Annotated in this window: 9 protein-coding genes; 6 read left to right on the forward strand and 3 right to left on the reverse strand. The window is 67.9% G+C overall.

Annotation, left to right across the window (positions count from 1 at the left end; translation table 11 throughout):
* Positions 1-30: 30 nt before the first annotated feature.
* A complete protein-coding gene (locus tag K9D25_RS11000) occupies positions 31-1,281 on the reverse strand; it encodes an aspartate kinase (protein WP_244375178.1) in 1,251 nt (416 codons plus the stop codon).
* 159 nt (positions 1,282-1,440) lie between these two features.
* On the opposite strand from K9D25_RS11000, the gene ubiG reads away from it, so the two are divergent.
* The 4 genes from ubiG to K9D25_RS11020 all read left to right on the forward strand — a co-directional run bounded on the left by ubiG (position 1,441) and on the right by K9D25_RS11020 (position 6,842).
* The gene (ubiG, locus tag K9D25_RS11005) at positions 1,441-2,190 is read left to right on the forward strand and encodes a bifunctional 2-polyprenyl-6-hydroxyphenol methylase/3-demethylubiquinol 3-O-methyltransferase UbiG (protein WP_244375179.1); all 750 of its coding nucleotides are present in this window, start codon (positions 1,441-1,443) and stop codon (positions 2,188-2,190) included.
* Between the two features lie 90 nt (positions 2,191-2,280).
* Entirely contained in the window at positions 2,281-3,543 is a 1,263-nt protein-coding gene (locus tag K9D25_RS11010) for an MFS transporter (protein WP_244375180.1), read from the forward strand.
* Between the two features lie 176 nt (positions 3,544-3,719).
* Positions 3,720-6,338: an ATP-dependent chaperone ClpB gene (gene clpB / locus K9D25_RS11015; RefSeq protein ID WP_244375181.1), complete on the forward strand. Its 2,619-nt coding sequence runs from the start codon at positions 3,720-3,722 to the stop codon at positions 6,336-6,338.
* Positions 6,339-6,422: 84 nt separating this feature from the next.
* Positions 6,423-6,842: a DUF2267 domain-containing protein gene (locus K9D25_RS11020; RefSeq protein WP_244375182.1), complete on the forward strand. Its 420-nt coding sequence runs from the start codon at positions 6,423-6,425 to the stop codon at positions 6,840-6,842.
* Positions 6,843-6,932: 90 nt separating this feature from the next.
* On the opposite strand, the gene K9D25_RS11025 is transcribed toward K9D25_RS11020, so the two are convergent.
* Positions 6,933-7,823 carry a UTP--glucose-1-phosphate uridylyltransferase gene (locus K9D25_RS11025; RefSeq protein ID WP_244375183.1) on the reverse strand — a complete coding sequence of 297 codons (891 nt, stop codon included), beginning with the start codon at positions 7,821-7,823 and terminating at the stop codon, positions 6,933-6,935.
* 257 nt (positions 7,824-8,080) lie between these two features.
* Here K9D25_RS11025 and K9D25_RS11030 point away from each other — a divergent pair, with 257 nt between their 5' ends.
* Together K9D25_RS11030 and K9D25_RS11035 are read left to right on the forward strand one after the other, a co-directional pair.
* Complete coding sequence (locus K9D25_RS11030; protein ID WP_244375184.1) at positions 8,081-9,463, forward strand: lytic murein transglycosylase; 1,383 nt, start codon at positions 8,081-8,083, stop codon at positions 9,461-9,463.
* Positions 9,464-9,545: 82 nt separating this feature from the next.
* The gene (locus tag K9D25_RS11035) at positions 9,546-10,898 is read left to right on the forward strand and encodes an SGNH/GDSL hydrolase family protein (protein ID WP_244375185.1); all 1,353 of its coding nucleotides are present in this window, start codon (positions 9,546-9,548) and stop codon (positions 10,896-10,898) included.
* A 62-nt stretch (positions 10,899-10,960) separates the two neighbouring features.
* On the opposite strand, the gene K9D25_RS11040 is transcribed toward K9D25_RS11035, so the two are convergent.
* On the reverse strand, positions 10,961-12,385 hold the full coding sequence (locus K9D25_RS11040; RefSeq protein ID WP_244375186.1) for a glutamate synthase subunit beta: 1,425 nt from the start codon (positions 12,383-12,385) through the stop codon (positions 10,961-10,963).
* Between the last annotated feature and the right edge of the window lie 113 nt (positions 12,386-12,498).

The following is a 12,498-nucleotide window of genomic DNA, read 5'->3' on the forward strand; positions in this document are numbered from 1 at the left end:
GCGCGACTCGCGCCGCGCCGTTGCCTGACTTCAGGCGTCTAGCCCGTATACCGAATGCAGCGTTCGCACGGCAAGCTCGGTATAGGCGGCGTCGATCAGCACCGAGATCTTGATCTCGGAGGTGGAGATGGCGCGGATGTTGATTCCGCGCTCGGAAAGCGCCTTGAAGGCCCGTGCCGCGACGCCGGCATGGCTGCGCATGCCGATACCGATGATCGAGACCTTCACCACGTCAGTGGCGCCCTCGATGCTCTGGAAGCCGATCTGGTCGCGTACCACGGCAAGGGCCGCCTTGGCGCGCTCGAAATCGGTGCTCGGCACAGTGAAGGTGATGTCGGTGAAGCCCTCGGCCGAGATGTTCTGGACGATCATGTCGACATTGATGTTCGCATCCGCGAGCGGCACGAACACATTGGCCGCGATGCCAGGCTGGTCCGGCACATGGCGAATGCTGACCTGGGCTTCGTCCCGGGCGAAGGCGATGCCGGTGACGACTTCACTCTCCACGATTTCCTCCTCGTCGCAAATCAGGGTGCCGGGCGGGTCGCCGGCGGTCTTGAGTTCCGGGGCGTCCGGATCGGTGAAGCTGGAGCGCACGAAGGTGCGCACCTTGTGTACCATGGCGAGCTCGACCGAGCGCACCTGAAGCACCTTGGCGCCGAGCGACGCCATTTCCAGCATTTCCTCGAAGGCCACCTTCTCCAGCCGCCGCGCCTTCGGCACGATGCGCGGATCGGTGGTGTAGACGCCGTCGACATCCGTGTAGATGTCGCAGCGGTCGGCCTTGATGCCGGCGGCGACTGCCACGGCGCTGGTGTCCGAGCCGCCGCGCCCGAGCGTGGTGAGGCGGCCGGTCGGCAGGTGGATGCCCTGGAAGCCGGCGATGACCGCGACCTCACCCTGGGCGAAACGGTTGATGATCTCCTCGCCGTTTACGTCGAGGATGCGGGCGGCGCCATGGGCGTCGTCGGTCGAAATCGGCAGCTGCCAGCCGAGCCAGGAGCGGGCCGGAATGCCCATGTCCTGCAGCACGATGGCCAGCAGGCCGGAGGTCACCTGCTCGCCCGAAGCGACGATGGCGTCATATTCGCGCGCGTCGTGCAGCACGGCCGCCTCGCGGCACCAGGCGACCAACTCATTGGTCTTGCCGGACATGGCGGAGACGACGACGGCGACCTGATGGCCGGCCTCCACTTCCCGTTTGACGTGCCGCGCAACGATGCGAATGCGCTCAATGTTGGCGACCGAGGTGCCGCCGAACTTCATCACCAGACGTGCCATTGCGGGAAACCGTACCGTGTTCTTCTGTGGGGCCGGGCGGGAGGAGGTGGGCTCCCGGCCCAAAAGGCGCGTATACATATCCACCTCGCGCCGCGCCCGCAACGGCAGCGCGCGAGCTTGGAATCCCTCTCGGCACGGCCGGGCGAAGATGAGGCGCCGATGACCGCAACCGCCACCACCGTCGATCCCCGTGAAGTCGAGCGCTTCGCCGCGCTCGCCGCCGAATGGTGGAATCCACGCGGCAAGATGCGGGTGCTGCACAAGTTCAATCCCGTCCGGCTCGCCTATCTGCGCGAGACGATCATCGCGCATTTCGGCCGCGATCCCCGCGCCATCCGCCCGCTGGAAGGGCTGCGCCTGCTCGATATCGGCTGCGGTGGCGGGCTGCTGAGCGAGCCGCTGGCGCGCATGGGCGCCGATGTCACCGGCATCGATCCCGCCGAGCGCAATGTCCGCATCGCCGCGCTGCATGCGGAGGAAAGCGGCGTTCCCGTCGATTACCGCGCCACCACGGCCGAGGCGCTGGCCGATGCGGGCGAGCGATTCGACGTGGTCATGGCGATGGAGGTGGTGGAGCACGTGGCCGATGTCGACCTGTTCCTCGCCCGCGCCGCTGAGATGGTAAAGCCGGGCGGTCTCCTGGTCGCGGCGACGCTGAACCGCACCAAGCGCGCCTTCGCCCTCGCCATTGTCGGCGCCGAATATGTGCTGGGCTGGCTTCCCAAGGGCACCCATGACTGGCAGCGCTTTGTCACGCCGGAGGAATTGCAGGCGGCGCTGGAAGCGGGCGGCCTGCGGGTGATCGAGCGCGAGGGCGTCGTGTTCAACCCGCTGGCGGATGAGTGGCGGCGCTCGGGCGATCTTTCCGTCAACTACATGATGGTGGCGGAGCGCCCCGCCGCGTCCTAGTCTCGCTGACCGGCGAAGATCGCGCCGTGCCGTCGGAACCGTTCCGGCGGCCGGCCGTTTCCGGTGCGATGCCACCGCCGGTAGATCTCCATGCGCACCTCCACCTCCGCCGTGCTGCTCTCCCCGCTCGCGGCGCTTGCCGCGCTGAACCTCTTCCTCGCCGATGTGCGCGACGGGCTCGGTCCGTTTCTCGGCGTGTTCCTGCAGGAAAAAGGCTGGGGACCGGCGGAGATCGGACTGGTGATGACGCTGGGCGGCCTTGTCGGCATGGCGGCGACCATGCCGATGGGAGCCCTCGTCGATGCCAGCCGCGCCAAGCGGGCGATCATCGTCATCGGCTCGGCGGCCATCCTCGCGGCATCGCTGACCATCCTCGCCATTCCCCAATTCGTAGCGGTGGCGGCGGCGCAGGCGGTGAACGGCGTCGCCGCTGCCGCGCTGCTTCCGGCCATTGCCGGACTCACCCTCGGTCTCGTCGGTCCGGCGGGCTTCGACCGCCAGCTCGGCCGCAACGAGGCGTTCAACCATGCCGGCAACATCCTCGCCGCCGTGCTGGCGGGCGTGCTCGGCTGGTGGTTCGGCCTGCCGGCGGTGTTCGCGCTGCTGGGCGCGATGGCGCTGCTCGGCGCGCTGTCGGCCCTCGCCATCCCGGCCGCAGCCATCGACCACGAGGCGGCGCGCGGCGGCAGCGGCGCGGCGGTGGGGGAGGGGCATGAGAGTATCGGCAAGCTGTTGCGGGAACCGGCGCTGGTGACGGCGGCCATCACCTTTGGCCTGTTTCATCTCGGCAATGCGGCGATGCTGCCGCTGTTCGGGCAGGCGATGGTGGCAACCGCAGGCGCCGACCCGAGCGGTCTCACCGCCGCGACCGTGGTGGTGGCGCAGGGCACGATGATCCCGATGGCGCTGGTCGCGGCGTGGCTGGGCCAGCGCAGCGGCTATCGGCTCGTGCTGCTGCTCGCCCTGGCGGCGCTGCCGATCCGGGGTGTCATCGCTGCGGCGGCGGTGCATTACGGGGCCGCCTGGGCGTTGATTCCGGTGCAGATGCTCGACGGTGTCGGCGCCGGCCTGCTGGGCGTCGCGACGCCGGGCCTTGTGGCCCGCATTCTCGCCGGATCGGGGCGGTTCAATCTTGGCCTCGGCTTCGCCATGACGGCGCAGGGCATCGGCGCTTCGCTCTCCACCCTGCTGGGCGGGGTGGTGGCGCAGCGGCTCGGCTACCCCGCGGCCTTCCTCGTCTTGGGCGGCGTGGCAGTGCTGGCGGCGGGCGCTTATCTGATCGGTGGCTGCCCCGGCGGCACCGCGCCGAGGCGTCCCGTCGCAGGGCCCGGCACAGCGGCGGCAGCGGCCTGAGCAAAATCCGCGTTTGATCCGGCGCAACGCCCTTCCGTTGCCGTTTCGCCACACTACATGAGGACGGACGGATTGCCGCAACGGGGTCCGTTACGGCGGCCGGGATACGGGCGCCGTCGTCCCGAATGACCGTTCGCGCCTTCATGGGCGGACGGGGGGCCAGGAGGCAACGCGAAATGAATTTCGAAATCTACACCGAGCGCGCGCGCGGATTCGTCCAGTCCGCCCAGTCGCTTGCCCTGCGTGAGGGCAACCAGCAATTCACTCCCGAGCACCTGCTGAAGGTTCTGCTCGACGATCCGGAAGGTCTCTGCGCCGGGCTGATCACCCGCACCGGCGGCGATCCCCGTATCGTGCTCGCCGATACCGAGGCGGCGCTGAACAAGCTGCCCAAGGTGCAGGGCTCCGGCGCCGGCCAGGTCTATCTCGCGCCCGCCATGGCGCGTGTCTTCGAGGCCGCCGAGCAGGCGGCGAAGAAGGCCGGCGACGGCTACGTCACCGTCGAGCGGCTGCTGCTCGCGCTGGCGCTTGAGAAGGACAGCGAGGCGGGCAAGATCCTCGCCAAGGCCGGCGCCACGCCGCAGAAGATCAACACCGCCATCGAGGCGCTGCGCAAGGGCCGCACGGCTGACAGCGCCACGGCGGAGAACGCCTATGACGCGCTGAAGAAGTACGCCCGCGACCTCACCGAGGCGGCGCGCGAAGGCAAGCTCGACCCGGTGATCGGCCGCGACGAGGAAATCCGTCGCACCATCCAGGTTCTGTCCCGCCGCACCAAGAACAACCCGGTACTGATCGGCGAGCCCGGCGTCGGCAAGACGGCGATCGTCGAGGGGCTCGCCCTGCGTATTGTCGATGGCGACGTGCCGGAGAGCCTGAAGGACAAGCAGCTGCTTGCCCTCGACATGGGCGCACTGATTGCTGGCGCCAAGTATCGCGGCGAGTTCGAGGAGCGGCTGAAGAGCGTGCTCTCCGAGGTCGAGGCGGCCGAAGGCGGCATCATCCTGTTCATCGACGAGATGCACACGCTGGTCGGCGCCGGTAAGACGGATGGCGCGATGGACGCCTCGAACCTGCTCAAGCCGGCGCTGGCGCGCGGCGAGCTGCACTGCGTCGGCGCGACCACGCTCGACGAATACCGCAAGCATGTGGAGAAGGACGCGGCGCTGGCCCGTCGCTTCCAGCCCGTCTTCGTCTCCGAGCCGACGGTGGAGGACACGGTGTCCATCCTGCGCGGCATCAAGGAGAAGTACGAGCTGCACCACGGTGTGCGCATCACCGATTCGGCGCTGGTGGCGGCGGCGACGCTGTCCAACCGCTACATCACCGACCGTTTCCTGCCCGACAAGGCGATCGACCTCGTCGACGAGGCGGCCTCGCGCCTGCGCATGCAGGTCGATTCCAAGCCCGAGGAACTCGACAATATCGACCGTGAGATCGTGCGCCTGCGCATCGAGCAGGAAGCGCTGAAGAAGGAGAGCGACGCTGCTTCCAAGGACCGGCTGAAGAAGTTGGAGAAGGAGCTCGCCAATCTGGAGGAGCAATCCGCCTCCATCACCTCGCGCTGGAAGGCGGAGAAGGAGAAGCTCGGCGATGCGCAGAAGATCAAGAGCGATCTTGAGAAGGCCCGCGCCGATCTCGCCATCGCCCAGCGCTCGGGCGAGTACCAGAAGGCGGGCGAGCTGGCCTATGGCACCATTCCGGCGCTGGAGAAGAAGCTCGCCGCCATTGAGGCGAAGGACACCGCTGCCGAGGTGAAGGCTGGCGCGATGGTGGAAGAGGCGGTGACGCCCGACCACATCGCCGGCGTCGTCTCGCGCTGGACCGGCGTTCCCGTCGACAAGATGCTGGAAGGCGAAAAGGAGAAGCTGCTGCGCATGGAGGACATGCTCAGTAAGCGCGTCGTCGGCCAGAAGGAGGCGGTGGAAGCCGTCTCGACTGCGGTCCGTCGCGCACGGGCGGGGCTTCAGGACCCGCACCGGCCGATCGGTTCCTTCATCTTTCTTGGCCCCACCGGCGTCGGCAAGACCGAGCTGACCAAGGCGCTGGCCTCGTTCCTGTTCGACGACGATACCGCGCTCGTGCGTCTCGACATGTCGGAATATATGGAGAAGCACTCGGTCGCCCGGCTCATCGGCGCGCCTCCCGGCTATGTCGGATATGAGGAGGGCGGCGCGCTCACCGAGGCGGTGCGGCGCCGGCCCTATCAGGTCGTGCTGTTCGACGAGATCGAGAAGGCGCATCCGGATGTGTTCAACGTCCTCCTGCAGGTGCTCGACGACGGGCGCCTGACGGACGGGCAGGGCCGCACGGTCGACTTCCGCAACACGCTGATCATCATGACCTCGAATCTCGGGGCCGAATATCTGGTGAACCAGCCCGACGGGCAGGACAGCGAGGCGGTGCGCGAGGAGGTGATGGGCGTGGTGCGTGCGCATTTCCGCCCGGAATTCCTCAACCGCGTCGACGAGATTGTCCTCTTCCACCGGCTGCGGCGGGAGCAGATGGGCGCCATCGTCGATATCCAGGCCAAGCGGCTGGAGAAGCTGCTGGAAGAGCGCAAGATCGCGCTGGAGATCACCCCCGAGGCGCGGGACTTCCTCGCCGACAAGGGCTACGACCCGGCCTATGGCGCGCGTCCCCTCAAGCGGGTGATGCAGAAGCTGCTGCAGGATCCGCTGGCCGGCCGCATCCTCGCCGGCACGGTGAAGGATGGCGATGTCGTCCGGGTCGAGCGCGGGGCGAACGAACTTCTGTTCGACACCCGCCCGCGCAATGTGGACGAAGCGGCCTGACCAGGCCCGCAGCATCTACCATGCGCTCGTGATATCGAAGGGCCCTCTTGCGGGGGCCCTTCTTTCATGAGGGGAGGGCTGAGAATGCCGATGCCGATGGAACTGCAGCACGCCTCCGACGATTTCGAGCGTTTCCTCGCCGATGCCCGCGATTTCTCGGGGCTTGCCACCCGCAACCAGACCTACACCATGGTTGAAGGCGTGCTGCTGACCTTCCGCCGCCGGCTGGAGGTACAGCAGGCGCTTCGCTTCGCCGATGTGCTACCGCCGCTCCTGCGCGCGATCTTCGTCTCGCGTTGGGATGTCGCGGAGCCGGTGCGGCCCTTCGCCGACCGGGCGACGCTGACGCGTGAGGTGCAGGCTCTGCGGCAGCACCATAATTTCGCGCCCGACAGTTGCCTGTCCGATGTCGCCCGGGCGCTGCGCCGTCATGTCGATACAGAAGCGTTCGACCGGGTAGTGGCCACGTTGCCGGAGGGCGCGGCGGATTATTGGAAGGTGTAAAGCGAGGTGCGCCGGCCAAGCCGCGCCAAGCAAGCAAAAGGGCGCCGTCGGGCGCCCTTTTTTATGAGATTGCAGCGGCAGGACGGGGGCTCAACCCCGCCCCAGCAGCGCGTCGAGTTCGGGACGGAAGGCGCCGGAGATTTCCGGATTGTCCAGCGCATAGGCCACATTGGCCATGAGGAAGCCGAGCTTCGAGCCGCAATCATAGATCGCGCCGTCGAAAGTGACGCTGTAGAAATCCTGCGTCTGGGCCAGCTTCAGCATCGAGTCGGTCAGCTGAATTTCGTTGCCGGCGCCGCGCTCCTGGGTGGCGAGGAGATCGAAGATTTCCGGCTGGAGGATGTAGCGGCCGGAAATTGCGAGGTTGGAGGGAGCAACCTCCTTCTTCGGCTTCTCGACCATGCGGGCGATCTTGTGCACGCCGTCGGCCATCTCCTCGCCGAGGCCGACAATGCCGTATTGGTCGGTCTGCTCGGGCGGCACCTCATATACCGCGATGTGGTTGCCGCCGCCGGTGCGGGCATAGGCCTGCACCATCTGGCCGAGGCAGCCTTTGCCGTTAGCCGGCTTGTGCAGCATGTCCGGCAGCAGCAGCGCGAAGGGCTCGTTGCCGATGATGTCGCGGGCACACCACACCGCGTGACCCAGGCCGAGCGGGAGCTGCTGGCGGGTGAAGCTGGTGGCGCCGGGACCCATGGTTTCCTCGCGCAGCATCGCCAGCATCTGGGTCTTGCCGCGCTCGTTCAACGTGTCTTCAAGCTCATATTGGCGGTCGAAATGGTCCTCGATCACACCCTTGTTGCGGCCGGTGACGAAGACGATGTGCTCGATGCCGGCGGCGCGCGCCTCGTCCACCACATGCTGCACGACGGGACGATCCACCACGGTGAGCATTTCCTTCGGCACCGCCTTGGTAGCGGGCAGGAAGCGCGTGCCGAGGCCGGCGACGGGGAGGATCGCTTTGCGAATAGGTTTTACCATCGGGGGAATATGCCGCTCTTGATGACGCAGGTTCAGGCAGACGGGCGAACTCGTAGCGCAACGAACTTAACGCTTCGCTCCTGTCAATGCACCGGTGGGTTAACGCGGAGGTGGCGGAATAGGTTCCAAGGGCAGTCACTTCCGCGAAACGACGCGAAAGAAGCGCAATGCCGCAGCGGAAAGTGACGCGGCGTTAACATCACCGAAACCATGCGGCCGGCCTAATCATCGCCGGTTTCCGCGTTAGGGTAAGCGTCATGGTTCATCGCACGGCCTCCGACCGGGGGTATGCCGGCCGCGCGGCCGGCGTCGCCATCGTCTGTCTCGGGCTTGCCGGTTGTGCCGGCACCGACGACATCACCGGCGCCCTTTCCGCGCCGCCGGCCGCCTATGCCAATGCGGCACCGGCCCGCCCGGCACCCGTGCGTCCGCAGGCGCGGGCGGAGGCGGCTCCCGCCTCGCCGGCCACCACCGCCAGCCATCCCGACATGACCCCGGCCGCGCTGGCGCGCGACGAAGCGAATTTCAGCCGCTGCATCGCCGCGCTGGAACCGAAGGCGCGCGCCGCCGGTGTCTCCGCCGCCGGCTTCCGCCGCTACACGGCGGGGCTGAAGCCCGATATGGGCATCATGGAGAAGCTGCAGACCCAGCCGGAATTCAGCCGCACCGCTGGCGACTATGTCGAGATGCTCGTCTCCGAGACCCGCATCCGCAAGGGCCGCGAGGCGATGGCGCAGAACGCGGCCGTGTTCGCGGAAGTCGAGCGCCGCTATGGTGTCGACCGCTATGTCGTCGCCGCCATCTGGGGCATCGAGACCAATTACGGCAGCGCGCGCGGCTCCTATCCCGTGATCCAGGCGACCGGTACGCTCGCCTGCGTCGGCCGCCGCAAGGCCTATTTCCGCGACGAATTCGTCGCCGCCCTGCGCATCGTCGATCGCGGCGACATCCCGGAGAGCCATCTGCGCGGCTCCTGGGCCGGCGCTTTCGGGCTCACCCAGTTCATGCCCACCGCCTTCCAGCGCGATGCGGTGGATTTCGACGGTGACGGGCATCGCAACGTGGTGGATTCGGTGGCCGACGCCATGGGCTCCACCGCCAACAAGCTGAAGCGCGGCGGCTGGCAGGCGGGCCGCAGCTGGGGTTATGAGGTCGTGCTGCCGCGCCGCTTCGACTATCTGCTGGCCGACAAGAACATCCGCAAGCCGATGCGGGAATGGGCGGCGCTCGGCATTCACCGCCCCGACGGGCGGGCGATGCCGCCGGGCGACGAGATGGCCTATCTGCTGCTGCCCGCGGGGGCCAAAGGCCCGGCCTTCCTGATGACCGACAATTTCAAGGCCATTCTCAGCTACAACCCGGCGGATGCCTATGCGCTCGCCATCGGCCATCTGGCCGACCGTCTGCGTGGCGGCGGGCCTTTCGTCCAGCCCTGGCCGGAGCAGCGCGCGCTCTCGCGCAATGAGCGCTCGGAGCTTCAGCAGCGCCTCGCCTCACGCGGCTATAATGTCGGCACGCCCGATGGCGCGATCGGCGCGCAGACGCGGGCGGCGGTGCGCGATTATCAGGTCGCGGTCGGCCTGCCGCCGGACGGAATGGCCAGCGGCGAGGTGCTGGACAGCCTGCGCGGCGGCTCCTGATACCGGAACCGGGCCGGAGGGTCTTGAATCAGCCGCGATAATGGGCCACCCGTTCTGGGTGTCACCATTGGGAAATCGGCGCATGGGCCGCAGGCTCGGCTATCGGATCGGAGCGAAGGCACTGGCGGCGGCCGGTCTGCTTCTGGCCGGCTGCGCGCTGGCGCAGGCGCAGAGCGACTGGTTCCGCCCGCCAGCCGATGTCGGCCAGCCCTCCGTCCGGCCTTCCCAACAGCAGCAGCGCCCCCAGCAGCGCCAGCAGGCGCGTCCGCAGCAGCGCGGCGCGCCGCCGCAGGCTGCCGCCCCGAGCCGTTCCTGGTCGCCCTTCCAGCCGCTGATCAATCTGTTCGGCGGCAATGACGCCCGCCCCCGGCGTATGATGCCGATGGAACCCCAGCTAGCGCCGCCGCCGCCCGTGGTGGCGCAGCCTCCGGCCGAGCCGCGCGGCAAGGTCTATGCCTCGTCCAGCGAGGCGCGGGCGGCGTCCGACAAGGTGAAGGACGTGGTGCTGGTGTTCGGCGACGAGCAGGCCGGCACGCTGGCTCAGGGGCTGGCGGATGCCTTCGCTGCCGACCGCGAAAGCGCGGCGGTAGTCGGTCGCGCGGAAGCCGGCGCCGGCTTTGCCCCGGGTCGCACGGTGGACCTTCTCGCTGGCGCGCGGCAATTGCCCACGGGCAATGATCAGGCCGATGTGATCGTTGTCCTCGCCGGCGCCAACGATCTGGAGCCGATCACCGATGCGTCCGGCGTGCGGGCAGAATTGTTCGATGAGCGCTGGCGCGAACTCTATTCGCGTCGCTTCGAGGACTTCCTGCTGGCGTTGAAGCTGCAGCGCCGCAACGTGGTCGTGGTCGGTCTGCCGCCGGTGGAAGACAGCGTGCGCAGCGAGCAGATCGCCCGCTACAACGCCCTTTTGAAGGAAATGGTGGAGCGCAACGGCTTCATCTTCGTCGACGCCACCGACGGTTTCGTCGATGAGAACGGCAAGTTCATGATGTCCGGCCCGGCGGTGGACGGCCAGCGCCGCCGCCTGCGCACCGCCGACGGTGTCGGCTTCACCCGCGCCGGCGCGCGCAAGCTGGCCTTCTTCGTCGACCAGAAGCTCGACGATCTGCTCTCCGGGCAGGACGTTCCCGCCGCTGCCGCCGACCCGGCGGACACGCGACCTTCCATCATCATGCTGACCGGAGGGCCGCCGGCCGGCAATGCGCGCACGCTCGCCGGGGCGCCGGCGCTGGCCGCGGGCAATGATAGCCGCCGCTCGGCGCTGGCGGAGGAGGCCAAGCCGGAGCCGGCCAGTGTTCTGGTCGAGGGCACGGCTCCGCCAGCGGTGGCCGGCCGCACAGACGATTTCCGCTGGCCGCCCGGCCAGCCGGCGGAACCGCTGGTTCCCGCCATGCCGCAGGCGCCGCTGCCGGGAACGGCGCCTACCCCTTAGACATGGCCGCATGAAAAAGCCGGGCGTGAGGCCCGGCTTTTGCTTCTGGCAGGCGAGGACCCTCAGCGCGGCAGGACGGAGCTGCCCATCAGGAAGGTGTCGATCGACTGCGCCGCCTGACGGCCTTCGCGGATCGCCCACACCACGAGGGACTGGCCGCGGCGCATGTCGCCAGCGGCGAACAGCTTCGGCACGGTGGTGGCGTAATCGAGATCGGTAGCCGCCACATTGCCGCGCTTGTCGAGGGTGAGGCCCTCCTGCTCCAGCATGCCTTCGCGCACCGGATGGACGAAGCCGAGAGCGATGAAGACGAGATCCGCCTTGATCAGGAATTCGGTCCCGGCGATCGGCTGGCGCTTGGCGTCGACGCGGGCGCACTTCACGGCGGTGACATGGCCCTTCTTGCCCTCGATGCCGAGGGTCGCGGCGGCGAATTCGCGCTCGGCGCCTTCGGCCTGCGAGGAAGAGGTGCGGAACTTGGTCGGCCAATAGGGCCACACCGCCAGCTTGTCTTCCTTCAGCGGCGGCACCGGGCGGATGTCGAGCTGGTGTACCGACAGCGCGCCCTGGCGGAAGGCGGTGCCCACGCAGTCGGAGGCGGTGTCGCCGCCGCCGATCACCACCACATGCTTGCCAGCGGCGAGAATGGGCTGCTCGCGCGACACATCCTCATGGCCGACGCGGCGGTTCTGCTGCACCAGATAGGGCATGGCGTAGTGCACGCCTTCCAGTTCCTGGCCGGGCAGGGCCGGGTTGCGCGGGGCTTCCGATCCACCGCACATCAGTACCGCGTCATGGCCTTCCAGCAATTCTTCCAGTGGCGTGGTGACGCCGACATTGACGCCGTAATGGAAGGTCACGCCTTCGCCCTGCATCTGGGCGACGCGGCGGTCGATATAGTGCTTCTCCATCTTGAAGTCGGGGATGCCGTAGCGCAGCAGGCCGCCAGCCTTCGGCTCGCGCTCATAGACATGCACCTCATGGCCGGCGCGGGCGAGTTGCTGGGCGGCGGCGAGGCCGGCCGGGCCGGAGCCGACCACGGCGACCTTCTTGCCGGTCTTGTGCGCGGCTGGCTCCGGCTTGATCCAGCCTGCCTTCCACGCCTTGTCGGCGATGGCCTGTTCGACGGTCTTGATGGTGACCGGCACGTCCTCGAGATTCAGCGTGCAGGCTTCCTCGCAGGGGGCGGGGCAGATGCGGCCGGTGAATTCGGGGAAGTTATTGGTGGAGTGGAGGTTGCGCGCCGCCTCTTCCCAATTGCCGTGATAGACGAGGTCGTTCCAGTCCGGGATCTGGTTGTGGATCGGGCAGCCATTCGGGCCATGGCAGAACGGCACACCGCAATCCATGCAGCGCGAGGCCTGGTTGGCGACCTCGGCGTCCGGCAGCGGCAGGGTGAACTCGCGGAAATGGCGAATGCGGTCGGAGGCGGGCTGATACTTCGCCTCGCGCCGATCGATTTCGAGAAAGCCCGTAACCTTGCCCATTGCGCCCTCTTTCGCGGAGCACCGCCACCTTGGAGGCATTCCACCCCCCGGTGCAGATACATCAAACATGCCAGTTGGAAAATGGCGGCGCGGCACCGTACCGCGCCGCGACC

The sequence above is a fragment of the Ancylobacter polymorphus genome, from assembly GCF_022836935.1.
Lineage (GTDB): Bacteria > Pseudomonadota > Alphaproteobacteria > Rhizobiales > Xanthobacteraceae > Ancylobacter > Ancylobacter polymorphus_A.